This window comes from Rhizobium sp. Pop5 (genome assembly GCF_024721175.1).
Lineage (GTDB): Bacteria > Pseudomonadota > Alphaproteobacteria > Rhizobiales > Rhizobiaceae > Rhizobium.
The window spans coordinates 713,767-737,640 of sequence record NZ_CP099399.1; the positions used below are offsets into that span (position 1 = coordinate 713,767).

The window sequence follows — 23,874 nt, forward strand, 5'->3', positions numbered from 1 at the left end:
GAGAATGTGACGATGAAGCTCCAGTTGATCCGAAATGCGACCTTGAAACTCGACTATGCCGGTCGCACGGTGCTGATCGATCCTTATTTCGCTTCGAAGCACAGCCAGCCTTCTTTTGCCGGTCGCTCGCAGAACCCGTTGGTCGAGCTTCCTCTCGCCATCGATAAGATCCTCGCCGGCGTCGAACTGGTGATCGTATCGCACCTGCACGAGGACCATTTCGACGAGGTAGCGATGGAGTTCGTGCCGAAGCACGTGCCGATTATCTGTCAGCCTGGCGACGAAGCGGAAATTCGCAAAACGGGGTTCACAGCGGTCTCGCCGTTGACGGATATAATGACTTGGGAAGGTCTTACGTTTACACGCCGCGAGGGCAGCCACGGACTTGGCCCGGTTCTTGAGGAGATGGGCTCGGTCATGGGTTTCAGCCTCGAGGCAATGGGCGAACCTTCGATCTACTGGGCCGGCGACACCGTGCTCTATCCGCCCGTCGCCGATGTCATCCGCGCGACGAGTCCTGATATCATCATTACCCATTCCTGCGCTGCGTTGTGGAACGGCGACCTCAACGTCATGGATGCCGAGGACACGATTGCGGTTTGCGAAATCGCTCCGTCCAGCCTCGTGATTGCCACACACATGGAGGCGCTCGATCATGCAACGATTGGCCGTGAGGAGTTGCGTCGCGCGGCGAAGGCGCGCGGCATTCCCGCTTCCAGGTTGCTGATACCCGCCGACGGGGAAGTGCTGGTGATGAGTGAGGCTGCGTTCCGCGGACCAAGCGTGTAAACTACGGGGTTAAGGCCTCGATGGCCTAATGTTCGTAATTTGCGGCAGTGACGACGGCAGGCTCAGCGCTCGTCAGAGAACGCCTTCCCATTCCGCAAGCGCGGCAACGACACGCGGAAGGTCGTTCATACGGGAGATCACTGTTTCGGCGCCCGCATCCGTCAGTTTGTCGGCATGGGCGGGGTAGCTGTGCGACGCGCCGGTGAAGCCGATCACGCGCATGCCGGCGGCGCGCGCCGCATGTACGCCATGTACGGAATCCTCGACCACAACAGTCTTGCCGGGCGCCACACCCATCTGGCTTGCGCCATGCAGGAAGATGTCGGGTTTCGGCTTGGCGCGGTCGGCGCCGAGATCCTTGGCGGAGAAGATGTTGGGCGCAAACAGCGGCTTCAGGGCCACCTTGCTCAGCATCATGTCCAGCCGCTTCGTGCTCGAATTCGAGCAGATGCAGCGCTTCATCGGCAATCGGGAGACTGCGAATTCGACACCTGGTATGGCTTTGACGTCGCTTGCCAGCCTGGCGTCGAGCAGCGTTTCCGACTTCTCCAGCAGCGAGGCCGAAAGCGGGATGCTGGCCTCGCGCTCGATCTGGAGCAGGATGTTCTGCCATGTCATGCCGGCAAAACGCTCGCCCATTTCTTCGACGCCAATCGGATATCCGGCTTCCGTCAGAAGCGTCGACTCGACTTCCGCGGCGATGATTTCGGAATCGACGAGAACGCCGTCGCAGTCGAAGATGATGAGGTCGAAGCCGTTCATATGTTCAAGCCTTGCTGGGAGTCTGGGCCTTGTCCGGGAGTGCTGCGGCTTTACACGATGGCCGCCCAAAGCTCAACCTGATCTCAAGCATGGCTGCGATGCGGCATGCGCCGGGCTTGCATCGCACGGCGAGTTGATAGAAGCGCTCAAGCCGCCAGCTGCCCACTCCGGCGTCCGGTTGCGGAGTGCGTCGAGCCTGTCGCGCGAAGCTTGAACCGGGAAACGAGTTCACGCAGCTTGGCAGCTTCCTGCGCAAGCTGACCGGATGCGGCGGTCGATTGTTCCACCATCGCCGCGTTCTGCTGGGTCACCTGATCCATGGAATTGACGGCGGTGTTGACTTCGGCAAGGCCGGTCGACTGCTCCCTCGCCGAGACGGCGATGGCATCCATGTGCTGGTTGATGCGGGCAATCTGTTCGCTGATCGCATTCAGAACCTGGCTTGTGTCGAGAACGAGTTTGACGCCGCTTTCCACTTCCAACGACGATTTCTGGATGTGGCCCTTGATTTCCTTTGCCGCCTGAGCCGATCTCTGGGCCAACTCGCGGACTTCCTGGGCGACCACCGCAAAGCCCTTGCCCGCCTCTCCGGCGCGCGCAGCTTCGACGCCGGCGTTCAGCGCCAGCAGATTGGTCTGGAAGGCGATCTCGTCGATTACACCGATGATGCTGGTGATCTGCTGCGACGAAGCCTCGATGCGGCGCATGGCTTCTTCTGCATGCGACACGACCTCCGAAGACTTTGCGGCATTGCGGTTTGCATCGGTCGCTTCAGTGCGCGCCTCGTCGGCGCGCTTGCTCGAGTTCGAGACATTGGCGGTGATCTGATCGAGCGCTGCAGCGGTTTCTTCGAGGGATGCTGCCTGCTGTTCGGTTCGTTTCGACAGATCGCCGGCCCCGGATACGATTTCCCTGGTGCCTTCGTCGATTGCGGTAATGGCGGTGGCAATGGCGCCGAGCGTCTGATCGAGCTGCCTGATCGACATATTGAAATCATGTCGGAGGCCCTCGAAATCGGGCGCGAAGGGTTCTTCGATCTGGAACGCGAGATCGCCTGATGCAAGCCGCTTCAGGCCTGCCGCGAGGCCTGATGTCGCCACTCGCAACCGTTCGGCGGCATCGTCGTCAGCCTGCTTGCGGGCCGTGACGCGCTCGGTTTCGCCCTGCAACCGGGCTGCTTCGGCGTCCTGCTCAAGCTGTTTGTTGGCAATCGCCGCCTGGCGAAAGACTTCGACAGCCGATGCCATCGTTCCGATTTCATCGATGCGGCCAATACCGGTGCAGGCAATCGCTGTGTCACCGCCGGCAAGCCGTTGCATGTCGTTGGAAAGCACGAGAATTGGCTTGGTCACCGTCTTGCGGGTCAGGAAATAAAGGCCGATGGCGAAGATCGCGGCCAAGGCCAGAAGTGCTTTCAGGGTGATATCGACCGAAGCTTTGATTTCAGCGCTGTGTTTGGAAATATCGTCCGACGCGGCCGTGATCTGATCGCCGGCCTCTTCCATTGCCGTTTCCAAGACGGAGAACTGCTGCATGAATTCGGGCAACGCCTTCAAGGCCGCCGATGGGTCCTTGCTGGCGAGATCGACGATCTTCGTGGCGCTTTCAATGTAGACAATGAGCGGACGTTCGACATTGGCAAGGATCGCTTTGGTCTTTTCGTCGGTGGCCAGGGCTTTGTTGGCGTCAATCATCTCCCGGAATGACGCCTCATGCTCCACCAGATCCGCCCTCACCGTTGCAGCTTCTATACCTGCCGCCGGATTGGACGACAGCATTGAAGCGAGCACGTCGGCGCGCAGCGCGTCATGCATCATGTCTGCCTGCATGTGGTTGCGCAGAATTTGCGCCGACTGGGCGACATCGGCGCTATTTGCAGAGAGCGCGGACGCGGACCAGATACCGACGCCCGTGGCGCCGCCGGCCAAGCCGAAAATCGCGATGCTTGCAAGGATGATTTTATGCTGGATCGACGCCATAGCGGGACTCTCGCGTTAATTTAGAACTTGAGAGTATCGAAACATGCTTAATTATTTCTCAGTGCCATGTCGCTTAGTGGTGCAAAGACAAAAGGTTGCAGTGGATGTTTCGTTTTCGATTAAAGGTTGAATTCTTTGTGGCTCGCGCGGATGCCGGTGCGACGATTTAGTCCCTGACATCGATGCCGATAGAATGATCGACTTGCGCGACGAGTGCCGGCGCGTCGTCGAGGCCAATTGCTGCTTCACGGTCTCGGGCGTAGCATTCATGTGCACAAGGAGAGGGACCATGGGGCTTTCAGCTTTTGTCCGACCGGCGGCAGCCGTGGTGCTGTTGTTTGCCTTCACATCCACCGACGTCATCGCCAAGGGCAACCACCGAAGCTGTGCGCAGCTGCAGGCAATGATGGATCATGGGCTGACCGGCGGAAAGCATGCCGGGAATGGACCCGACAAGAGAGCCAAGATCGAAAGGAAGATGAGGAAGAAAGGCTGCTAGATGTAAGCCGCCGATAGCTCGCGAGCGCAGATAGAACGTGGTCTGGAAGCAGGCGAGCCTGTTGCCGAGACGGAGAAATGCGCCTTCGTCCCACGACGACGCGACATCCCCGCAATAAGCTACGCGTCGATCGGAAAAAGCCTCAAAAACTGCCGGTCGCCTTCCGGCGAGAAGAGGATGGAGCGGCTTTCGGCGGTTCGCCGCGCCCAGCCTTTGTCGAGGAAGTTCGACAGCAGGGCCTTGCCAAGGCTACCGGCAAGATGCGCCCGCCTTTCGCTCCAGTCGAGGCAGGAGCGGCAGAGCGGCCGGCGCGACGATTTGAGCGCGCCGACATCAATGCCGATGCATCTGAGCTCGCTTTCGCCCTTTTCGGTCAACGCCAGGCCTTCTCCGACGGCGTCGATCGATCCGGACGCAATCAGACTGTCGAGCATGCGCACGCCGTAATCGCCGGCAAGATGATCGTAGCAGATACGCGCCTTACGCAGCGCCGGTTCCTTCGGTCCCGGCCGGTGGCGCAGATGCCCGCGCCCGGCGGCAAAGCCCATCATGCTTTCGATCAGCCGGGCGACGGCTTCGTCGGCCAGCGTGAAATAGCGGTGGCGTCCCTGCTTGCGCTGGGCAAGCAGCCCGCCGGCTTCAAGCTTGGAGAGATGCGTGCTTGCCGTCTGCACGGTGATGCCGCCAATACCGGCAAGCTCGGTCGCCGTTAGCGCCCGCCCGCCAGTCAGCGCCGCCAGCATGTTGGCGCGCGCGGGATCGCCGATCAGCGCGCCGATCTGGGCAATGTCTGGTCCTTCCTTCATAGTTCGATCGTAACCGAAGCATCGCCGTCGGGCAATGTGCGAAAACGGGGAAGACCAAAGGAGAAAACCATGATCACCTGCTTCATCCGATATGAGATCGATCCCTTCAAGAAGGAGGCCTTCACCGAGTATGCCCGCAACTGGGGCCAGGCAATCCCTCGCAGCGGCGCCGACCTGATCGGCTATTTCGGCCCGCACGAGGGATCGGCGACGACCGCCTACGGCGTTTACAACATCGAAAGCCTCGCCGCCTATGAAGCCTATCGCGCCAGGCTCACCGCCGATCCGCTCGGTCGCGACAATTACGAATTCGCCAGGCGCGAAGGCTTCATTCGCAAAGAGGACCGCATCTTCCTCAAAAACGTCTCCGCCCCCCACGCAAAGTTGGTGCTGCCATGATCGCCGTCATCTTCGAAGTCGTGCCCTCTATGGGCGAACGCCATAAATATCTGGATCTTGCGGGCGAGTTGCGCGCTGAACTCGAAAAGATCGACGGCTTCATCTCGATCGAGCGTTTCGAAAGCCTGACGAACCGCGGCAAGCTTCTGTCGCTCTCCTTCTTCCGCGATGAGGAGGCCGTAGTGGAATGGCGCAACCGGCAAGCTCATCGGGCCGCCCAGCAAGCCGGTCGCGGCGGCATCTTTGCCGATTATCGCCTGCGGATCGCCCACGTGCTGCGCGATTACGGCATGTTCGAGCGCGAGGAAGCCCCGGCCGATAGCCGGAGCGTTCACGACGCCGCCTGATATTTTCCGGCAGCGGCGACTGAATAAATTCCCGAAATCGGCCACCGCTTCAGGCTTTGGTAACTAAGTTGCGTAACCATAACGGACAGTTAAGCGTAGAGCGTATGAGTGAGTATCAGAATGGCATCAGTTTTTCCGCTTGCCGACCTCAAGGCTTCCGTCAAGTCGGATTCCCGGCCGGAATCTTGGGTTGACACGATCATCAAGGGCGACTGCGTCAGCGCCCTTGAAGCGTTGCCCAACCACTCCGTCGATGTGATCTTCGCCGATCCGCCGTACAATCTCCAGCTCGGCGGAACGCTGCACCGTCCCGACCAGTCGCTGGTCGATGCGGTCGATGACGAATGGGATCAGTTCGCTTCCTTCGAAGCTTATGACGCGTTCACCCGCGCCTGGCTGTTGGCCTGCCGGCGAGTGCTGAAGCCGACCGGCTCGATCTGGGTGATCGGCTCCTATCACAATATCTTCCGCGTCGGCGCGACGCTGCAGGATCTGAACTTCTGGATCCTCAACGACATCATCTGGCGCAAGACCAATCCGATGCCGAACTTCAAGGGCCGCCGCTTCCAGAACGCCCATGAGACGATGATTTGGGCAAGCCCGAACGCCAAGGCCAAGGGCTATACCTTCAATTACGATGCGATGAAGGCCGCTAATGACGACGTGCAGATGCGCTCCGACTGGCTGTTCCCGATCTGCAATGGCGGCGAGCGGCTGAAGGGCGAGGACGGCAAGAAGGTGCATCCGACGCAGAAGCCGGAAGCATTGCTCGCCCGCGTCATCATGGCCTCGACCAAGCCCGGCGATATCGTGCTCGATCCGTTCTTCGGCTCGGGAACGACGGGTGCGGTGGCCAAGCGCCTCGGCCGCCACTTCGTCGGCATCGAGCGCGAACAGGATTATATCGATGCCGCCTCGGCCCGCATCGCCGCCGTCGAGCCGCTCGGCAAGGCGGAGCTCACCGTCATGACCGGCAAGAAGGCCGAAGTCCGCGTCGCCTTCAACGTGCTTGTTGAAAGCGGCCTGATCAAGCCCGGCCAGGTGCTGACCGACGCCAAACGCCGCTACAGCGCGATCGTGCGCGCCGACGGCACCGTCGCATCAGGCGGCGAGGCCGGCTCTATTCATCGTCTCGGCGCCAAGGTGCAGGGTCTCGATGCATGCAACGGATGGACCTTCTGGCACTTCGAAGACGGGCAGTCCCTGCGCCCGATCGACGATCTCAGGTCCGTCATCCGCAGTGATCTGGCCAAGGTGGAGTGAGCAACGCCTTCGCGGGATCGAAATACCTTCTTCCGGTTTCCCTCCAGTTGCGGGAGAAGGCCAAGGCGCCCGGGGTTCGAGCCTCGGGCGTCTTCTATTTTAGAATTCCTTGTAGTCGGTAACGTCGACGCGGATAATACGACCTTCTTCATTGAAGGTGATCGTCTCCTCGCCTTCGCGGACCAGTGGCTTGCCGGTCTGGCTGTGGGTGGCGCGGAGCGACCAGATCGCCCGGCCGGACAGCGGCGTCAGCGTTTCGACAAGCGAATTTTCCGCCGTCTGATCGGGATAATCCTCGAAATAGCGCCGGAAGGCGGCCATGATCTCGGGTCGCCCGGCAAGGCTGCCGACACCGTTTGAGACATAGGCCGCATTCTCGGCGAAATAGCCCTCGATGGTGGGAAAATCCAGCGCGTTGATGGCGGCGTGAAAGCGTTCGATTTCCTCTGCCGGGTCGAAAGCCATGGTCTCAGACCTTCACGCCGTAGGCGGCGAGATCGCTGCGCAGCTTCTCCGCACCGGTAAACAGCACCGCATTCCAGCCAAAGGCTCTGGCGCCTTCGACATTGACCGGGGCGTCGTCGATGAAGATCGTTGCCGCGGGATCGAGGCCGAACGTTTTCGTATGCGTCTCGTAGATAGCGACATCCGGTTTGATCAGGCCGACATCGCCGGAAACGGTAACGCCCCGCGGCTTCGTTAGGAAGGGAAAGCGCTGCTGCGCCTCGCGGAAGGTGTCGGAGGCGAAGTTGGTCAGCATCGTCACGTCGCGGCCTTCAGCGATCAGCCCTTCCATGATGGCGACGCTGTCTTCATAGGCGTGCGGCACCATCTCGTGCCAGTATTTGCGGAAGGCGCGGATATGCTCTTCGCGGGCTGGGTGCTGCGCAATCAGCAGCGCTTCGGCCTCCGCCCAGGTGCGGCCGCGGTCCTGCTCGATGTTCCAGTCGTGCGTGCAGATATTGGCGAAAAACCAGTTGCGCTCCGTCTCGTCGGGAATGAGGCGGCTGAAGGGAAGATGCGGATCGTAATGAACGAGAACTTTGCCGATGTCGAAAACGATATGCTTTATGCCGGTGGTCATGGTCATCCTTTGGATGTTTTGAACGCGAGTGGGATAGCTGCTGCGATCGCTTTTTTCATGACGGTCGGCAAGGCCTGGGCTTCAAGATTTGTAACCGGCTCCCACCATCCGTCATTCGTGCTGGTCTTAGCGTTGACCGCCGCACGCCAGATCGAAAGCCTGAGCTCGAAATGGGTAAAGACGTGGATGACGGTGCCGCAGGCCTGCCATGCCGCAGCGAAGGGCGCAGCCGCTGCCGAGGTCTCGCCGTCGATGCGCGCCGTCCACGCCGTTGTCGGTACCTCGGTCATGCCGCCGAGCAGGCCGCTGGCGACGCGCCGTCGCAAGAGTATCTCGCCATCGCCGGTTACCGCAATGAAGGCCGCGCCGTATCGTACCGGCTTTTCCTTCTTCGCCGCCTTGACGGGAAAGAGCTCGGGGTCTGAAAGCCTCAGCGCCTCACACGATCCGCGGAACGGACAGAGCGAACAGGCCGGCCGCTTCGGCGTGCAGATCGTCGCGCCGAGATCCATCATCGCCTGCGCGAAATCGCCGGGCCGCGCGGCGGGCGTCATCAGCGCCACCTTTTCCTTCATCAGCGGCTTGGCGGCCGGAAGCGGGGTCGTTATCGCATAAAGCCTGGAGATTACCCGCTCGACATTGCCGTCCATGACAGCCGCCTGCCGGTCAAAGGCGATGGCGGCGACGGCGGCGGCCGTATAGTCGCCGATGCCGGGCAGGGATTTCAGTCCCTCTTCGGTATCGGGAAAGACGCCACCATGCTCTCTCGCCACTGCCTCGGCGCATTTCTTCAGGTTGCGAGCCCGCGCATAATAGCCGAGCCCCGCCCAGGCGGCCATGACAGCGTCACTATCAGCAGCCGCAAGATCGGTGACGTCAGGCCAGCGCTCAAGAAACTTTGCGAAATAAGGTTTGACCGCCTGCACCGTCGTCTGCTGCAGCATCACCTCGGAAAGCCAGACGTGATAGGGATCGGGTTTGACGCCGCGCGCCGCCATGCCGGGTGACACACGCCAGGGCAGGTCGCGGTGGTGGCGGTCGTACCAGTCGAGGAGGGGCTTTGCCGAGGGCTTGTCGAATGTCGTGATTGTCATGATTTGCCGCGATGCGGGGAAGGCCCTATACTTGGCGAAGCAATGCCGCGCGATCAAGTCGGCCCCGCCAATTCGCGGCGGCGCTTAAAGGTTTCGATGAGTTATCCACGCAAAGATGTGAAACAGATTTCCGAGTTGGCGAACGGGCTGATCGATCCCGTCCTTGCGCGGCGCGCCGGCATCAACACGGCGCTGCTCGGCTCATGGAGCGAAATCGCCGGCGAGGATTTCGCCGATTGCACCCGGCCGGAAAAGATCGCCTGGGCGCGCGGCGGCAATGAGGCCGGCGGCTTCCGTCCCGGTGTGTTGACGATCGCCTGCGAAGGCGCGCGTGCGCTGTTCCTCACCCATGCGCAGGGCGAACTCATCCAGCGCATCAACAGCTTCTTCGGTTTCGCCGCCGTCCACCAGATCCGTATCGTCCAGAAGCCGGTCTCCCAAGCCGTGCGCCGCTCCCGCGCGCCAACGCCGCTGAAGGGCGAGGCCGCCCGCAAGCTGGAGGGCATGATGGAGGGTATCGAGGGCGACAAGCTACGCCAGGCGATCCAGCGCCTTGGGACCGCAGTGATGGGAAAGCGGGGGCGATGAATGTCGATGGACAAGCGCCCGGCTTGACCGGCAGCGCGGTTAGCTGACAATAAATCCGAGGCGGGCCAATCGCACATAGATGCGCCTTCGAGCGCTTCCGCGATTGGGAAACGATCGCCCAAGATCAAACTCTGTCGGCTGTCGCTTGCTTCGACGCTGGAGAGGAGTTTTAGGTCGCCCCTAAATCACGCCCTTCTTCAGGATGAAGTTTCCATAGGGCCGTATTTCGCCCGTCTGTACCACCGCGAAACAGGCTTCTGCGATTGGATAGTAGGCGAAGCGCTCGATGGGCTTGCTCCTGATGCCGCGCTGTTCGGCTGTGGAGCAGAGCAATTCCACGTCCGCGTGAACCGGCAGTAATATCCCGGCCTGATCCGGATCCTCCATATGCATGAGCGGCTGCTCGACGAAGTGATCGAGCGGCATGACCGCCAGGATCGCCTCTATGGCATCTGTGGCGCTGGCCGCGTTCATCGATACGAGTTTGCCGCTGACGGTCTTTTTCGACACGCGGCAGGCCGAGAAATTCTTGTCGACGATGGCGATCTCGTCGCCGTGGCCCATCGCGCTCAATATCCACAAAAGATCTGGGCAAGAGAATCCCGGGAATGTTTTTCAGTGCCATGTTCGTTCCTCCCTTTGGATCCGTATAGCATCATAAATCAACGAAGAAAACGCTTGCGCAAACGTTTCGATGATCCTACGCTGACTGTCACTGTTTCATTGGAGGATGAAACGGCCAGCAAGCGACCCACGGGCTGCTGCTTGTTTGGCATCGGTTGAATGTTCCGATTTATTGGGGAGAGGACGCCGCGGCGACGGTTTGGAGCTGCGTCAGGCGTGATGGGGGAGGTCTGCAATCATGGCGACAATCACTGACGTCGCGCGCGCCGCCGGCGTGTCGGTCTCTACCGTTTCGCACGTCATCAACGGCACGCGGCATGTGAATGAGGCGACGGCGGCGCTCGTCAAAGAGGCGATAAAAAACCTCGGATTCGTGCCGAACGCTGTGGCCCGGTCGCTGGTGCGATCTTCGACCGATGCCGTGGGCATCGCGATTTCGATCAGCACCAACTACTATTTCAACGACATCGTCTCCTCTATCGAACGGGCCTGCGCCGCCATCGGGCAGCTCGTTTTTCTCTGCGACACGCAGAACGATCCGGCGACCGAGCTGAAGCTGGTCCGCGAACTGGTCCAGCGGCGAGTGGATGGGGTGATCCTGGCTCCATCAAGTGATCCGGAAAACCGCGCCATCGACTATCTCAGATCGGCTCACATGCCCTTCGTCCTTGTCGATCGTCTGACGGTTGAGGATGCGGACGGGGTTTGCCTGGACAACGAGGCAGCGATGGAAACGCTGATCGACCATCTGGTGGGTCACGGCCATCGCCGCATCGGCCTCATCGCCGGTGAGCCGGGGCTACGTTCCACGGTCGAGCGCGTGCGCGGATATGTCGGCGCCATGCGTAAGCACGGGCTCGAGATCGATAGCAGTTTGATGAGCGAAGGCAACGCGAACAGCGCGGATGCCCGCCAATCGGCGCTTGAGATCTTGAGCAGGGCGCACCGGCCGACGGCGATCGCCTCGGGCAACAACCTTGCCACGATCGGCATCATGCGCGCGGTGCGCGACCTCGGGTTGCGCATCTCCGAGGATCTGGCGCTGATCGGTTTCGACGATTTCGACTGGGCCGACTGTTTCGAGCCGCGGCTGACTGTCATGGCGCAGCCGAGCGAGATGATCGGCATGCAGGCGGCGGAAATGCTGGCCAGGCGGATCAAGTCGAGCACGGAAAGCGTACGACAGGTCCGTCTGCCGGCAAAACTGACAATTCGCCGCTCCTGCGGCTGCGGAGGACATTGAAATGACGTCGGCGCTGGCTCTTGCTGGGATCACCAAATCCTTTCCGGGCGTGCGCGCCCTGAAGGGCGTGTCGTTTTCTCTGCAGCCCGGAGAAATCAGGGCGTTGGTGGGGGAGAACGGAGCCGGAAAATCGACGCTGATGAAGATCCTCTCCGGCGCTTATTCGGCCGACGAGGGGCGCATCGAGCTTTTCGGCGAAGAGGTCCTCGATCCGACACCGGCGGGAATGATCGCGCGCGGTGTTGCGGTTATCTATCAGGAACTGGCTCAGGCGCCGCACCTGACCGTCGCCGAAAACGTTCTAATGGGGCGGTTGCCGCGCAGGGGCGCCCTGATCGACTGGGGCGAAGCAAAGCGCCGGACCATCGAGGTCGTCGACCGGCTCGGTTTCGATGTCGATCCGACCGCTCGGATCGGAACGCTCTCCGTTGCCAAGCGCCAGATGGTGGAGATTGCCAAGGCGCTGGCGCGCGATGCGAAAATCATTGTTCTCGACGAGCCGTCGGCCGTGCTGGCGCAGGCAGAGATCGATCAGCTGTTCCGGGTCGTCCGGCAGCTGGCGCGCGAGAGTGGGGTTGCTTTCGTTTATATCTCGCATCGCCTGCGCGAAGTTTTCGAACTGAGCGATACGGTCACCGTTCTGCGCGACGGCACCGTCATTCACAACGGACCCTCCAATGGCCTGACGACGAACGACCTTATTCGCAGCATGGTGGGCCGGGACGTGGGTGACGTCTTTCCCAAGCGCGCACCCCGGATTGGCGGGGAAGCCCTGTCCGCCAAGGGTATTTCGACGCCAGCGCTGCTCAAAAACGTCAGCATCCATGTTCGAAAGGGCGAGATCGTCGGTCTCTTCGGCCTGGCGGGCGCCGGTCGCACGGAGCTTCTGCGCGCCATCTACGGCGCTGACCCGCGTGATGCCGGCGAGGTCAGTATCAACGGCGCGATGGCAAGCATCGGTTCGCCGCGCGCCGGCATTACCAAGGGGCTCGGCCTCGTGCCGGAAGACCGCAAGACAGAGGGGCTGTTCCTAATACAGAGCGTGGGCTTCAACATCATGTCGGCCAGTCTCGCGCAGATCGTCCGTTTCGGACTCCTGTCCCTTGGCCGCGAGCGCAAAATAGTCAGCGGTCTCATCGATCGGCTGCGGATCAGGACGCCGAACGCCGCGGCGGCGACGCAGAACCTTTCCGGCGGCAATCAGCAGAAATGCGTGTTGGCGAGGCTCGTCAGCGCCGGATGCGAAATCCTGCTGGCCGACGAGCCCACACGCGGTGTCGATGTCGGGGCCAAGCGCGAGATCTACGACCTGCTGGTCGAACTCGCGGAATCCCGCGGGCTGGCGATCGTCATGGCTTCTTCCGAACTGCCGGAAATCCTTGGTCTATGCGACCGGCTCTACGTTTTGAGAGAGGGCGAGGTGACGGCCGAACTCGACGCGCGCACTGCAACCGAAGAAGACGTCATGCACTTCGCGGCGCTACATTAATGAGGGGTCTACCATGAAGAAAAAACTTCCGCGGGGAACGGGGCTTGCCGGCGCACTGATCGTACTGATCATAGCCGCCTCGCTGATCTCCCCTCATTTTCTCAATCCTATCAATATCCTGAATGTCCTGAGGCAGGTCGCGCTCTATGGCATCCTCGGCATCGGCATGACATTCGTGATCCTGACCAAGGGGATCGATCTTTCGGTTGGCTCGATCGTCGCGCTGGTCGGCGTCACCGGCGCGGTCCTGATGGAGCAGGGCATGCCCATCCCCCTGATGGTGCTGATCTGCATCGCCATCGGTGCCCTTGTCGGCTGCGTCAACGGCTTCGGCATTTCCTTTTTTCGCATTCCGGCCTTCATCATGACCCTCGGCTGCATGGTCATGGTGCGCGGCTTCGCGCTGATGATCGCCGACGGGGGTACCGTCAATCCGGGCAAACTCGCCGACAGCTTTTTCGTGCTCGGCGGGGGCTACATTCTGGGCGTGCCGACACCGATCTACGTCTTTGCGATTGTCTGTATCATCGCCGCCGTCGTGCTCAGCCTCACGCCGTTCGGCCGCGCCATCTATGCGGTCGGCAGCAATGAAGAGGCGGCAAGGCTCTCCGGCATCAATGTGCCGCTCGTCATCTTCAGCGTCTACATCATCTGTGGCGTGCTGGCAGCGCTTTCCGGCCTGATTTTCCTGTCCCGCCTTTCCGTCGGCGACCCGAATTCCGGCCTCGGCCTCGAATTGGAAGCGATCACGATCGCGGTGATCGGCGGCACCTCGCTGTTCGGCGGCGAAGGCACGGTTCTCGGCACGATGGGCGGCGCCATGGTTCTGGCCATTATCGCAAACATTCTCAATCTCGCAGGCGTTTCACCATTCTCTCAACAGGTGGTGAAGGGTGCGATCATCGTTCTTGCCGTGCTGCTCGAAGCCGGAAGAAAGGCACGCAGGTAGCGTGTTCAACAGAGGGAGGACTTGAAATGCTTAACATCACCAGACGCATGCTCATCATCTCCGCCGGGCTCGCCACTGTGCTGGCGGCCGCCCCCGCTTTCAGCGCCGACAAGATCGTCATCGGCTTCTCGCAGGCGAGTTCGAACTCGGCCCATCGCAACACGATGACCAAACGCAACCAAGCCTACGCCGCGGAGCACTTCAAGGACGTTGATCTGATCGTCACCAACGCGGAAGGCAAATCCGCAAAGCAGATTTCGGATGTCGAAAGCCTGATGGTGCAAGGCATGAAGGTTCTGATGATCTCGGCTCAGGATGGCGCCGCGATCGCTCCGACCGTCAAGCAGGTGCTGGCCGCCGGCATTCCGGTCATCACGCTCGAGCGCAGCCTCGATATTCCTGTGACGCTGCACGTCGGCCCGCACAACAAACCCATCGGTACGCTTGCGGGCAAATACATAGCTGAAGCGCTGAAGGGTAAGGGCAATGTCGTGGAGATCAAGGGTGACCCGGCTGTCGCTCCCGCGGTTGAGCGCCATGAAGGCTTTGCCGAAGCCATTGCCGGCACCGATATCAAGGTGATTGCCGAAACGCATGCCGACTGGGACCAGGAAAAAGCGCTGAAGTTCATGGAAGATACGCTCCAGCGTTTCCCGGCCGGACAAATCCAGGCCGTTTACGCCCACAACGATAACATGGCGTTTGGTGCACTGCGGGCCATCCAGGCCGCCGGCCGTGACAAGGAAGGCATCCTCATCATCGGCATCGACGGCGAGAATGCCGCCATCCGTGCCGTCGCCAAGGGCGACCTGACCGCGACCTTCACCTATTCCACCGTCGCGCCTGAAGGCATTATCGCCGCGCACGCGCTCGCCACCAACGACACGGCGGCGCTTGAAAAGCTCGGAACCTTGACGAAGAAAGACGACGGCTCGATGGAAATCGAGATCGCATCGAAAATGATCACCAAGGAAAATGCCGCCGAGTTCTTCTGCAAGGGGTTCGGCGACGACCCTGAATGCAAGTGAAGTGATAAACGTCGAAGTCCGGCGCGACGAGTGCGCCGGACTTTTCGGTTGTCGTGCAGAATCATTGATTTCGGACGCAACGTCTGCTTCGGTCCCATCACGGTCACAATTCTTTGAAGGAAGTTGGTGAACCGTGCCTTGTGAGCGGCCGCCAGCCGTTATATCGCACAGTCATGCCGTCACTCTCATTACTTATGGGGAATCCATGCAGATGTCCGAAATGCAACTGACGAAACGCCGCCTCTTGGGTGGCATCGCCATCGCCGCAGCCGCCGCAGCGCTCGTCGCCTGCAACGACAGCAAGGACGCTGCCGATGCTTCGTCCTCCGGCAAGACCATGGCTGATGGCACTGATGTCGACACCATCCAGACGGCAGCGACGTCTTCGACCGAAATCCCGAAGTCGGACGGCGATGTCGACATGGCGCAGGTGCTGACCCCTGGTGCGCTGCCGGAAATGGCGCTGGGGAAGGCTGACGCACCGGTCAAGATCGTCGAATACATGTCGATGACCTGCCCGCATTGCGCCCATTTCCACAATACGACATTCGACGCCATCAAGCAGAAATACGTCGACAGCGGCAAGGTGCAGTTCATCATCCGCGAGTTCCCCTTCGACCCGCGTGCCGCCGCCGCCTTCATGCTCGCCCGCTGCAATGCCTCCAATCCGGAGCAGCTGAGCACCCCGGAACAGTATTTCCCGATGGTTTCCATGCTCTTCAAGCAGCAGCAGGTCTGGGCCGCCGCCGACGATGGCCGCAGCGCACTGCTGCAGATGTCGAAGCTTGCCGGATTTACTGAGGATAGTTTCACGAAATGCTTGACGAACCAGAAGCTTCTGGATGAAGTGAACGCCACACGGGAAAGAGGTTCCAAGGATTTCGGCGTCAACGCCACGCCAACTTTCCTCATCAATGGCAAGCGCTATTCTGGAGACATGCCGGTTGAAACCATGTCGGCGCTCATCGACAGCCTGCTCTGAACCGGACCGTTTCGAAATGACGGGCGACGGCGAAAGCCGTGCGCCCGTTTTTCGTTTTAAGCGCAGGCGGATGACGGGGCTTCCTGCCGTGGATATTTCTGCATGAAGTTCAACAAGCTGCGTCTGGTCGGCTTCAAATCCTTCGTCGAGCCGACGGAATTCATCATCGAGCGGGGGTTGACCGGCGTCGTCGGGCCGAATGGCTGCGGCAAGTCGAACCTCGTCGAGGCGCTGCGCTGGGTGATGGGCGAGAATTCCTACAAGAACATGCGCGCCTCCGGCATGGACGACGTGATCTTTTCCGGTTCGGGAAACCGCCCGGCGCGCAACACCGCCGAAGTGGCGCTCTATCTCGACAATGGCGAACGCACCGCGCCTGCCGCCTTCAACGACAGCGACGAGATCCAGGTCACCCGTCGCATCGAGCGTGAGCAGGGCTCGCTCTATCGCATCAATGGCAAGGAAAGCCGCGCCAAGGATGTGCAGCTGCTCTTTGCCGACGCCTCCACCGGCGCGCGTTCGCCCTCGATGGTTGGCCAGGGCCGCATCGGTGAGCTGATCCAGGCCAAGCCGCAGGCCCGCCGCCAGCTGCTGGAAGAGGCGGCCGGCATTTCAGGCCTGCATTCGCGCCGCCACGAGGCTGAACTGCGCCTGCGCGCCGCCGAAACCAATCTCGAGCGCCTCGACGACGTCACCTCGCAGCTCGAAAGTCAGATCGAGAGCCTGAAACGCCAGGCTCGGCAGGCAAACCGCTTCAAGACACTGTCTGCCGATATCCGCGCCCGCGAAGCGATGCTCCTGCATATCCGCTGGGTGCAGGCCAAGGAGGCTGAAGCCGAAGCCGACAGCGCGCTCAACCAGGCGACATCAATCGTCGCCGAAAAGGCGCAGCTGCAGATGGAGGCAGCCAGGAACCAAGGTATCGCCAGCTTGAAGCTGCCGGAACTGCGCGAAGGCGAGGCCCGTGCGGCGGCCGCCCTGCAGCGCCTGCAGATCGCAAGAAGCCAACTGGAAGAGGATGCCGGCCGCATCCTGCGCCGCCGCGACGAGCTGACGCGCCGTCTCGCCCAGCTCGCCGAGGATATCCGCCGTGAAGAGAGGTTGGTGGCCGACAACGCGGTCATCCTGGCGAGGCTCGATGCCGAAGAGGCGGAGATCGCAGAAATCCTCGCCGATTCCGGTCGTCATGCCGAGGAGACCCGTGAGGCTTTCGATGGAGCGGCGGCCAAACTTGCCGACAGCGAGCGCATCTTCACCGCCTTGACCGCCGAGCGTGCCGAGGCGGCAGCCGGCCGCAACCAGCTGGAACGCGCCATCCGCGATCTCGCCGACCGCCGGATGCGCCTCGAGCGCCAGATGGATGAGGCAAACCAGGAATTATCAGCGATTGGCGGGAAGATCGCCGGTCTGGCCGATCCCGATGAGAAGCGTGCGAATGTCGAGGCCGGCGAGATCGCGCTCGCCGACGCCGAGGCTGCGGTCCAGGCGGTCGAGCAGGCACTGGCCACAGCACGCCAGACCGAGGCACTGTCTCGCGCTCCAGTCGATCAGGCGCGTTCCGCGCTGAATGCGCTGGAGACCGAAGCCCGGACCATTTCCCGCATGCTCGCCGCCGGTGCCGCGGCCGGAAAATTTCCGCCTGTTGCCGAAGAGCTGAAGGTCGATCGCGGCTTCGAAATCGCTCTTGGCGCCGCGCTCGGCGACGATCTGGAATCGCCGCTCGACGCCGAGGCGCCGGCTCATTGGTCGGACAATGGCGACGGCGCCGGCGACCCGGCGCTTCCTTCGGGCGTAACGCCGCTGCTCGACTGTGTTCGCGCCCCTGCGGCGCTGACCCGCCGCCTGCGCCAGATCGGCCTGGTCGCGGAAGGGGAAGCGCAATCTTTGATGGCGGCGCTGAAGCCCGGCCAGCGGCTGGTGACGAAAGAGGGCGCCGTTTATCGCTGGGACGGCCATGTCACCGGCGTCGACGCCCCGAGTGCTGCGGCACTGCGTCTTGCCCAGAAGAACCGCCTGGCCGAACTCGAAGGCGAAGCGGTCCTTGCCCGTGACGTTCTCGTTGAAGCGGAGGAGCGGCAGGCGACGGCCGCCGAGGCAATCCGCGAGCAAGAGCGCCGGCTTGCCGAGGCGCGCGAGATGAGCCGCCTCTCTGCGCGTCATCTCGCTGAAGCGCGCGAGGCGCTTGTCGCTGCCGAACGCGCCTCCGGTGACCTGATCCGCCGCCGCGATGTCGTGAGCGAAGCGGCCAGCCAGCTACGCGCGCAACTGGAGGAAATCGCTGTCCAGGAAGAAAATGCCCGCATCGAGCTGGAGGACGCGCCCGATCTGACCGAGATCGACGAACGGCTGCGTTTCCAGCAGGTGGAAGTTGCAACCGATCGCGGCGCGCTGGCCGAGAGCCGCGCCCGCCATGAGAGCCTTGCCAGAGAAAACGAAGCCCGGCAGCGCCGTATCGTCGCGATCGGGCAGGAGCGCGAAACCTGGCGTCAGCGGGCGGCGAGCGGCGAAGATCATGTCGTGACGCTGCGCGAGCGCGAAGAAGAAGCGCGCGAAGAGGCGGCCGAGCTGGAAATGGCGCCGGATGAATTCGACGATAAGCGCCGCGCTCTGCTGAGTGAATTACAGAAGGCGGAGGAGGCGCGGCGCCAGGCAGGAGATCTTCTGGCCGAAGCCGAGCGAATCCAGCGCGAGGCCGACCATAGCGCGGCGACAGCGCTTTCCGAACTTGCCGAATGCCGCGAACGCCGCGGCCGTGCCGAGGAGCGCCTGGTCTCCGCCCGCGAGAAGCGGCAGGAAAGCGAAAGCCGTATCCGTGAAGTCCTGAACGTCGCCCCGCATGACGCGCTGCAACTGACCGGGCGCCCGACCATGCAGGCTCTTCCCGATCCGCGCGAGGTCGAGCGCGAGCTGGAACGCCTGAGGATCGAGCGCGAGCGGCTCGGCGCCGTGAACCTGCGCGCCGACGAGGAGCAGAAGGAACTGAGCGAAAAGCTCGAAGCGCTGATCAAGGAGCGCGACGACGTCATCGATGCGATCCGCAAACTGCGCGGCGCGATCCAGAGCCTCAACCGCGAGGGCCGCGAGCGCCTGGTCGCGGCCTTTGATATCGTCAACGCCCAGTTCCAGCGTCTGTTCACTCACCTCTTCGGCGGCGGCACAGCCGAGCTGCAACTGATCGAATCCGACGATCCGCTGGAAGCCGGCCTTGAAATTCTCGCCCGCCCGCCCGGCAAGAAGCCGCAGACCATGACGCTGCTTTCGGGTGGCGAGCAGGCGCTGACGGCCATGGCGCTGATCTTCGCCGTCTTCCTCACCAATCCGGCGCCGATCTGCGTGCTCGACGAAGTGGACGCACCGCTCGACGACCACAATGTCGAGCGCTACTGCAATTTGATGGACGAGATGGCGGCTTCCACCGAAACCCGCTTCGTCATCATCACCCACAATCCCATCACCATGGCCCGGATGAACCGCCTCTTCGGAGTCACCATGGCCGAGCAGGGCGTCTCCACCCTCGTCTCCGTCGACCTGCAGACGGCCGAGCGCCTGCGCGAAATTGCATAAAGTATCAGCGGGAGCATATCGTACAGCCGCGCCTTATGGTTGCGCTTGGAAAAAAGTACAAGGTCACGGCGGCCTTCCGGGCATCACGCAAAATCAACTGCCGACACAATTCCAGCAGGGCTGGCGGCCGGTCTTGCGTCCGGAAATTGCGGAAAATCAAAAGACTGGCGTTAAACACCAAAAAAGGTCGGCTCCCAAGCCGCCCGTACCCCATTTGGGTGATGCTCTTTTCACTGACTTGCATTAGAAGTTGTTTCAACGCAACCTGATATCTTTGCTGAAAAGCGGCAGTCATCGTTGCGGATTGAAATTCGCGATGCGGTATTCCCAGCAGAGGGCAAGTGCTGGAATGCTGAAGTGTTGAGGGACCCCCCGTCCGGTTTTCCTGGCCGGACGGAAACAAGGCTTTGCGGGACATTGTTGCAGTCCCGCAAAGCTTTTTTTATGCCTTCTTCCCGCCAGACGATGTTTTAGTCGTTTCGCCCTCGGTTGCTCGCAAGATTTATTGTGCGACGCAACATTTTGCCGCATTTGTCGATTTTCATTTCAACACCAAGGCATTAAGCTAATCGCTCAGACTGCTGACAATGTTGGCTCTCTATCGGCGTAGAACCGGTAGCGGATGTTTGGGGCACAAGCCCGGGCATGCCGAAAGGGAGTTGGCAAGCATTGTCGGCCATCTGAGGTTTGGTGTTGGGGGGAAGATGACCAAGTGGGTCTATACGTTCGGCGACGGGCAGGCTGAAGGCCGGGCGCGCGATCAGGAGATTCTGGGCGGCAAGGGCGCCAATCTCGCTGAAATGTGCAGCCTCGGGCTTCCGGTGCCTCCGGGGCTGACGATCGTCAGCGATGCCTGCCACACCTATTACAAGAACGGCCGCCATATTGACGACGCGCTGAAGACGCAGGTGCGCGCCGGCATTTCGGCGATCGAGGCGATCACCGGCCGCCACTTCGGTTCCGTCAGCCAGCCGTTGCTGCTCTCCGTTCGCTCCGGCGCTCGTGTTTCCATGCCCGGCATGATGGACACGGTGCTCAATCTCGGCCTCAACGACGAGACGGTGCAGGCGCTCGGCCACGATGCCGGCGACGCGCGTTTTGCCTGGGACAGCTACCGCCGTTTCATCCAGATGTATGCCGATGTCGTCATGGGCCTTGGCAACGATGCTTTCGAGGAAATACTGGAAGACGAGAAGGCCAAGCTCGGCCATGAATTCGATACCGAACTCAGCGCCGCCGAGTGGCAGCATATCGTCTTCCTCTACAAAAGGCTGATCGAGGAGGAGCTGGGCCAGGAATTCCCGCAAGATCCCGAAGTCCAGCTCTGGGGCGCGGTCGGAGCAGTCTTTTCCAGCTGGATGAGCGCGCGTGCGCTCACCTACCGCCAGCTTCACAATATTCCGGAAGCTTGGGGAACGGCGGTCAACATCCAGGCCATGGTTTTCGGCAATCTCGGCAACAGCTCGGCCACTGGCGTCGCCTTCACCCGCAACCCCTCGACCGGCGAGAAGGCGCTCTACGGAGAATTCCTCGTCAATGCCCAGGGAGAGGATGTCGTTGCCGGCATCCGCACGCCGCAGAGCATCACCGAGGAGGGGCGGCTTTCCTCTGGCTCCGACAAACCCTCGATGGAAAAGCTGATGCCGGAGGCTTTCCATGAGCTTTGCCGCATCTGCAGCGAGCTCGAAATCCATTACCGCGACATGCAGGACATCGAATTCACCATCGAGCGAGGCAAGCTCTGGATGCTGCAGACCCGCTCCGGCAAACGCTCGACCCGCGCGGCGATGAAGATCGCCGTCGATATGGTCGATGAGGGCGTGATCACCGAGGAGGAGGCGGTGCTGCGCATCGAACCATCAAGCCTCGATCAGCTCTTGCACCCGACGATCGATCCGCGCGTCAACCGCCAGGTGATCGGCACCGGGCTTCCTGCTTCGCCGGGGGCTGCAACCGGCGCCATCGTCTTCACCGCCGAGGAGGCCGTCGAGGCTGAGGCGGAGGGCCGCAAGGTCATCCTGCTTCGCGTCGAGACCAGTCCGGAGGATATTCACGGCATGCATGCCGCCGAAGGCATCCTCACCACCCGTGGCGGAATGACCAGCCATGCGGCGGTCGTCGCCCGCGGCATGGGCATCCCCTGCGTCGTCGGTGCCGGCACCATGCGTATCGATCAACGCAATGAGCGGCTGCTCGGCATCGGCGTGACGCTCAAGAAGGGCGATATCATCACTATCGATGGTTCGGCCGGCCAGGTGCTGAAGGGCGAAGTGCCGATGATCCAGCCGGAATTGTCGGGTGATTTCGGCCGGATCATGGGTTGGGCCGACCGCGCCAGGCGCATGACAGTGCGCACCAATGCCGATACGCCGGCCGATGCGCGCGCCGCCCGCTCCTTCGGTGCCGAGGGCATCGGCCTTTGCCGCACCGAGCACATGTTCTTCGAGGGTGAGCGCATCCATGTCATGCGCGAGATGATCCTGGCCGAGGACGAGAAGGGCAGGCGGCTGGCGCTCGACAAGCTTCTGCCGATGCAGCGCTCCGATTTTACCGGCCTCTTCACCGTCATGCACGGCCTGCCGGTGACGATCCGCCTGCTCGACCCGCCGTTGCACGAATTCCTGCCGAAGACCGACGACGAGGTTGCGGAGGTCGCCTTCGCCATGGGCATGGAGGCGCTCGCGCTGCGCCAGCGCGTCGATGCGCTGCACGAGTTCAACCCGATGCTCGGCCACCGCGGCTGTCGGCTGGCGATCTCCTATCCCGAGATCGTCGAGATGCAGGCGCGCGCCATCTTCGAGGCGGCGGTTGCCGCAGCGCACGAAACCGGGGCGGCCGTCGTGCCGGAGATCATGGTTCCTCTCGTCGGCCTGCGCTCAGAGCTCGATTACGTCAAGGCGCGCATCGATGCCGTTGCCGGCAATGTCATGAGCGAGGCCGGCATGAAGATCGACTATCTCGTCGGCACGATGATCGAGCTGCCGCGTGCGGCGTTGCGCGCCCATGTGATCGCCGAAGCCGCCGAATTCTTCTCCTTCGGCACCAACGACCTGACGCAGACCACTTTCGGCATCTCACGTGACGACGCCTCGGCCTTCATCCCCACCTATCAGCGCAAGGGCATCATCGAGCACGATCCGTTCATCTCGCTGGATTTCGACGGGGTAGGGGAACTGATCAGCATCGCCGCCGAACGCGGCAGGCGCACCCGCAACGACATGAAGCTCGGCATCTGCGGTGAACATGGCGGCGACCCCGCCTCGATCCGCTTCTGCGAGACGATCGGCCTCGACTACGTCTCGTGCTCGCCGTTCCGTGTGCCGATCGCTAGGCTCGCGGCCGCACAGGCGGTCATTTCAGAAAACCGCTGAGATACGGCGGGCGCCCGGGCCGTCAATGATGATGCCGCCAGTGATCGCCGTAGATATACGGCCCGTTCAGATCCCAGGCCATGCTCTGCATCAACTCGGCGCTCTGCGCCCGCGATTCGGCCCGCCTGTCGAGATCGATGCGCTGCAGGCAGTTGGCAAAACCATCCGTGCCGCGGCGGAAGCCGTAGCTGAGGCACTGGCGCTCATCCGCCGCCCGCCGCTCTTCCGGCGTCATCGTCTGGCAGGCAGAGAGACCGACGATCGTGGCGAGAAGGGCGACGAGAAGGGGGATGCGCATCGATTTATTCCTTGGCATGATCGCACTGAGGAAATGCCATTCGGGTGGTGGCGTCAAGCGTGGAGATGAGCCCCTCATCCGCCTGCCGACACCTTCTCCCCGCGAGCGGGGAGAGGGTTAGGGTGAGGGGCAAAAACCCGCACCAATCTCTCCGCCCTCATTCGTCTCGTGAGTCACGCCGCCCCGGCCGGATCGCCGATCGGCAGCAGGGCCGGGTCGAGCGGCGGGTCTTCTGGATTCTTCGTATCCGCCGGGTCCTGAGCCGGCGTCAGCGGCGGTTTTTCCTGGATGCGGTCGGGAATGCCGGGCGTCGGGGTCGGCCCGCGCGGCGTATCGGCATTTGGTATCGGATCTCTGTTGGGCATGATCGCCTCCTTTTCAAGGAAAGGAACGGCACGCCCGGCAGATGGTTCCACTTTCGCCGTCGGGCATTCCTCTGTATGAGGAGGCGACAAAACACTGGAACGAGCATGGCCATCCGCGACCGATTCTCGAAAAAGATCACCTGTCCGCAATGCGGCAATACCGGCTTTGCCGAAGCCTCCGAGATCGACGATCCCGGCCGCAAGCACCCTGATTTCACGGTCGATCATCTGCCGCGCGGCTTCGGCGTGCAGCGCGCTTCCAACCACCAGGAAAACTTCATGCTCAAATGCGAATGCGGGCGCAAGTTTCCGTTCCGCAGCCTTGCGGAAGCCGCGGCCGACGGGCGTTAA

General features: G+C 61.8%; 23 protein-coding genes. 14 read left to right on the forward strand and 9 right to left on the reverse strand.

The annotated features are described in order from the left end of the window. The first annotated feature begins 12 nt into the window (after positions 1–12). Entirely contained in the window at positions 13–789 is a 777-nt protein-coding gene (locus NE852_RS05625) for an MBL fold metallo-hydrolase (protein ID WP_008529193.1), read from the forward strand. 72 nt (positions 790–861) lie between these two features. Here NE852_RS05625 and NE852_RS05630 read toward each other — a convergent pair whose 3' ends face one another. Together NE852_RS05630 and NE852_RS05635 are read right to left on the reverse strand one after the other, a co-directional pair. After that, positions 862–1,551, reverse strand: a complete 690-nt coding sequence (locus tag NE852_RS05630; RefSeq protein WP_008529190.1) for an HAD family hydrolase — start codon at positions 1,549–1,551, stop codon at positions 862–864. A 146-nt stretch (positions 1,552–1,697) separates the two neighbouring features. Next, positions 1,698–3,530, reverse strand: coding sequence for a methyl-accepting chemotaxis protein (locus NE852_RS05635; RefSeq protein ID WP_008529188.1), 1,833 nt, complete (start codon positions 3,528–3,530; stop codon positions 1,698–1,700). Between the two features lie 289 nt (positions 3,531–3,819). On the opposite strand from NE852_RS05635, the gene NE852_RS05640 reads away from it, so the two are divergent. Continuing rightward, a complete protein-coding gene (locus NE852_RS05640) occupies positions 3,820–4,029 on the forward strand; it encodes a hypothetical protein (protein ID WP_008529185.1) in 210 nt (69 codons plus the stop codon). Between the two features lie 119 nt (positions 4,030–4,148). On the opposite strand, the gene NE852_RS05645 is transcribed toward NE852_RS05640, so the two are convergent. Next, complete coding sequence (locus NE852_RS05645; RefSeq protein ID WP_008529184.1) at positions 4,149–4,835, reverse strand: helix-turn-helix transcriptional regulator; 687 nt, start codon at positions 4,833–4,835, stop codon at positions 4,149–4,151. Positions 4,836–4,904: 69 nt separating this feature from the next. Between NE852_RS05645 and NE852_RS05650 the strand changes: the two genes are divergently transcribed. From NE852_RS05650 to NE852_RS05660, 3 genes are all read left to right on the forward strand, one after another. Then, positions 4,905–5,234 carry an NIPSNAP family protein gene (locus tag NE852_RS05650; RefSeq protein WP_008529183.1) on the forward strand — a complete coding sequence of 110 codons (330 nt, stop codon included), beginning with the start codon at positions 4,905–4,907 and terminating at the stop codon, positions 5,232–5,234. Next, complete coding sequence (locus NE852_RS05655; RefSeq protein WP_008529182.1) at positions 5,231–5,581, forward strand: antibiotic biosynthesis monooxygenase; 351 nt, start codon at positions 5,231–5,233, stop codon at positions 5,579–5,581. The genes NE852_RS05650 and NE852_RS05655 overlap by 4 nt, the downstream gene beginning before the upstream one ends. 120 nt (positions 5,582–5,701) lie before the next feature. Continuing rightward, the gene (locus NE852_RS05660) at positions 5,702–6,844 is read left to right on the forward strand and encodes a site-specific DNA-methyltransferase (protein WP_008529181.1); all 1,143 of its coding nucleotides are present in this window, start codon (positions 5,702–5,704) and stop codon (positions 6,842–6,844) included. 99 nt (positions 6,845–6,943) lie between these two features. Here NE852_RS05660 and NE852_RS05665 read toward each other — a convergent pair whose 3' ends face one another. From NE852_RS05665 to mutY, 3 genes are read right to left on the reverse strand one after another with little or no spacing between them, the layout of a single operon-like run. Continuing rightward, positions 6,944–7,309, reverse strand: a complete 366-nt coding sequence (locus NE852_RS05665) for a nuclear transport factor 2 family protein (RefSeq protein ID WP_008529180.1) — start codon at positions 7,307–7,309, stop codon at positions 6,944–6,946. Between the two features lie 4 nt (positions 7,310–7,313). Continuing rightward, on the reverse strand, positions 7,314–7,928 hold the full coding sequence (locus tag NE852_RS05670) for an HAD family phosphatase (protein ID WP_008529179.1): 615 nt from the start codon (positions 7,926–7,928) through the stop codon (positions 7,314–7,316). 2 nt (positions 7,929–7,930) lie between these two features. Continuing rightward, positions 7,931–9,022, reverse strand: coding sequence for an A/G-specific adenine glycosylase (gene mutY, locus NE852_RS05675; protein ID WP_008529178.1), 1,092 nt, complete (start codon positions 9,020–9,022; stop codon positions 7,931–7,933). Between the two features lie 96 nt (positions 9,023–9,118). Between mutY and NE852_RS05680 the strand changes: the two genes are divergently transcribed. Further along, positions 9,119–9,610, forward strand: coding sequence for a DUF721 domain-containing protein (locus tag NE852_RS05680; RefSeq protein ID WP_008529175.1), 492 nt, complete (start codon positions 9,119–9,121; stop codon positions 9,608–9,610). A 180-nt stretch (positions 9,611–9,790) separates the two neighbouring features. Here the strand turns inward: NE852_RS05680 and NE852_RS05685 are convergent, their stop codons facing one another. Next, positions 9,791–10,174, reverse strand: coding sequence for an RbsD/FucU family protein (locus tag NE852_RS05685; RefSeq protein ID WP_008529174.1), 384 nt, complete (start codon positions 10,172–10,174; stop codon positions 9,791–9,793). Between the two features lie 298 nt (positions 10,175–10,472). Between NE852_RS05685 and NE852_RS05690 the strand changes: the two genes are divergently transcribed. The 7 genes from NE852_RS05690 (at position 10,473) to ppdK (ending at position 22,860) form a co-directional block, all read left to right on the forward strand. After that, a complete protein-coding gene (locus NE852_RS05690; protein ID WP_008529171.1) occupies positions 10,473–11,477 on the forward strand; it encodes a LacI family DNA-binding transcriptional regulator in 1,005 nt (334 codons plus the stop codon). Position 11,478: 1 nt separating this feature from the next. Beyond that, entirely contained in the window at positions 11,479–12,966 is a 1,488-nt protein-coding gene (locus NE852_RS05695; protein ID WP_008529170.1) for a sugar ABC transporter ATP-binding protein, read from the forward strand. Positions 12,967–12,979: 13 nt separating this feature from the next. Beyond that, positions 12,980–13,915, forward strand: a complete 936-nt coding sequence (locus NE852_RS05700; protein WP_008529169.1) for an ABC transporter permease — start codon at positions 12,980–12,982, stop codon at positions 13,913–13,915. Positions 13,916–13,941: 26 nt separating this feature from the next. Next, positions 13,942–14,943: a substrate-binding domain-containing protein gene (locus NE852_RS05705; protein ID WP_008529168.1), complete on the forward strand. Its 1,002-nt coding sequence runs from the start codon at positions 13,942–13,944 to the stop codon at positions 14,941–14,943. Positions 14,944–15,154: 211 nt separating this feature from the next. Further along, the gene (locus NE852_RS05710) at positions 15,155–15,925 is read left to right on the forward strand and encodes a DsbA family protein (RefSeq protein ID WP_374992000.1); all 771 of its coding nucleotides are present in this window, start codon (positions 15,155–15,157) and stop codon (positions 15,923–15,925) included. Between the two features lie 102 nt (positions 15,926–16,027). After that, positions 16,028–19,489, forward strand: coding sequence for a chromosome segregation SMC family protein (locus NE852_RS05715; protein WP_258156278.1), 3,462 nt, complete (start codon positions 16,028–16,030; stop codon positions 19,487–19,489). Positions 19,490–20,193: 704 nt separating this feature from the next. After that, positions 20,194–22,860, forward strand: coding sequence for a pyruvate, phosphate dikinase (gene ppdK / locus NE852_RS05720; RefSeq protein ID WP_008529153.1), 2,667 nt, complete (start codon positions 20,194–20,196; stop codon positions 22,858–22,860). Positions 22,861–22,882: 22 nt separating this feature from the next. Here the strand turns inward: ppdK and NE852_RS05725 are convergent, their stop codons facing one another. Both NE852_RS05725 and NE852_RS05730 read right to left on the reverse strand, forming a co-directional pair. Further along, on the reverse strand, positions 22,883–23,158 hold the full coding sequence (locus NE852_RS05725) for a hypothetical protein (RefSeq protein ID WP_008529152.1): 276 nt from the start codon (positions 23,156–23,158) through the stop codon (positions 22,883–22,885). Positions 23,159–23,331: 173 nt separating this feature from the next. Continuing rightward, positions 23,332–23,523, reverse strand: coding sequence for a hypothetical protein (locus tag NE852_RS05730; protein WP_037172207.1), 192 nt, complete (start codon positions 23,521–23,523; stop codon positions 23,332–23,334). Between the two features lie 105 nt (positions 23,524–23,628). Here NE852_RS05730 and NE852_RS05735 point away from each other — a divergent pair, with 105 nt between their 5' ends. Further along, positions 23,629–23,874, forward strand: coding sequence for a hypothetical protein (locus tag NE852_RS05735; RefSeq protein WP_008529148.1), 246 nt, complete (start codon positions 23,629–23,631; stop codon positions 23,872–23,874).

What these genes read in the sequence shown, in the direction of transcription:
- NE852_RS05665 (WP_008529180.1), bottom strand. Translation starts at nt 7,309, where the DNA reads ATGGCTTTCGACCCGGCAGAGGAAATCGAACGCTTTCACGCCGCCATC.
- NE852_RS05635 (WP_008529188.1), bottom strand. Translation starts at nt 3,530, where the DNA reads ATGGCGTCGATCCAGCATAAAATCATCCTTGCAAGCATCGCGATTTTC.
- NE852_RS05700 (WP_008529169.1), top strand. Translation starts at nt 12,980, where the DNA reads ATGAAGAAAAAACTTCCGCGGGGAACGGGGCTTGCCGGCGCACTGATC.
- NE852_RS05680 (WP_008529175.1), top strand. Translation starts at nt 9,119, where the DNA reads ATGAGTTATCCACGCAAAGATGTGAAACAGATTTCCGAGTTGGCGAAC.
- NE852_RS05690 (WP_008529171.1), top strand. Translation starts at nt 10,473, where the DNA reads ATGGCGACAATCACTGACGTCGCGCGCGCCGCCGGCGTGTCGGTCTCT.
- NE852_RS05730 (WP_037172207.1), bottom strand. Translation starts at nt 23,523, where the DNA reads ATGCCCAACAGAGATCCGATACCAAATGCCGATACGCCGCGCGGGCCG.
- NE852_RS05735 (WP_008529148.1), top strand. Translation starts at nt 23,629, where the DNA reads ATGGCCATCCGCGACCGATTCTCGAAAAAGATCACCTGTCCGCAATGC.
- NE852_RS05695 (WP_008529170.1), top strand. Translation starts at nt 11,479, where the DNA reads ATGACGTCGGCGCTGGCTCTTGCTGGGATCACCAAATCCTTTCCGGGC.
- NE852_RS05655 (WP_008529182.1), top strand. Translation starts at nt 5,231, where the DNA reads ATGATCGCCGTCATCTTCGAAGTCGTGCCCTCTATGGGCGAACGCCAT.
- NE852_RS05640 (WP_008529185.1), top strand. Translation starts at nt 3,820, where the DNA reads ATGGGGCTTTCAGCTTTTGTCCGACCGGCGGCAGCCGTGGTGCTGTTG.
- NE852_RS05660 (WP_008529181.1), top strand. Translation starts at nt 5,702, where the DNA reads ATGGCATCAGTTTTTCCGCTTGCCGACCTCAAGGCTTCCGTCAAGTCG.
- NE852_RS05645 (WP_008529184.1), bottom strand. Translation starts at nt 4,835, where the DNA reads ATGAAGGAAGGACCAGACATTGCCCAGATCGGCGCGCTGATCGGCGAT.
- ppdK (WP_008529153.1), top strand. Translation starts at nt 20,194, where the DNA reads ATGACCAAGTGGGTCTATACGTTCGGCGACGGGCAGGCTGAAGGCCGG.
- NE852_RS05630 (WP_008529190.1), bottom strand. Translation starts at nt 1,551, where the DNA reads ATGAACGGCTTCGACCTCATCATCTTCGACTGCGACGGCGTTCTCGTC.
- NE852_RS05710 (WP_374992000.1), top strand. Translation starts at nt 15,155, where the DNA reads ATGTCCGAAATGCAACTGACGAAACGCCGCCTCTTGGGTGGCATCGCC.
- mutY (WP_008529178.1), bottom strand. Translation starts at nt 9,022, where the DNA reads ATGACAATCACGACATTCGACAAGCCCTCGGCAAAGCCCCTCCTCGAC.
- NE852_RS05685 (WP_008529174.1), bottom strand. Translation starts at nt 10,174, where the DNA reads ATGGGCCACGGCGACGAGATCGCCATCGTCGACAAGAATTTCTCGGCC.
- NE852_RS05705 (WP_008529168.1), top strand. Translation starts at nt 13,942, where the DNA reads ATGCTTAACATCACCAGACGCATGCTCATCATCTCCGCCGGGCTCGCC.
- NE852_RS05650 (WP_008529183.1), top strand. Translation starts at nt 4,905, where the DNA reads ATGATCACCTGCTTCATCCGATATGAGATCGATCCCTTCAAGAAGGAG.
- NE852_RS05670 (WP_008529179.1), bottom strand. Translation starts at nt 7,928, where the DNA reads ATGACCACCGGCATAAAGCATATCGTTTTCGACATCGGCAAAGTTCTC.
- NE852_RS05715 (WP_258156278.1), top strand. Translation starts at nt 16,028, where the DNA reads ATGAAGTTCAACAAGCTGCGTCTGGTCGGCTTCAAATCCTTCGTCGAG.
- NE852_RS05625 (WP_008529193.1), top strand. Translation starts at nt 13, where the DNA reads ATGAAGCTCCAGTTGATCCGAAATGCGACCTTGAAACTCGACTATGCC.
- NE852_RS05725 (WP_008529152.1), bottom strand. Translation starts at nt 23,158, where the DNA reads ATGCGCATCCCCCTTCTCGTCGCCCTTCTCGCCACGATCGTCGGTCTC.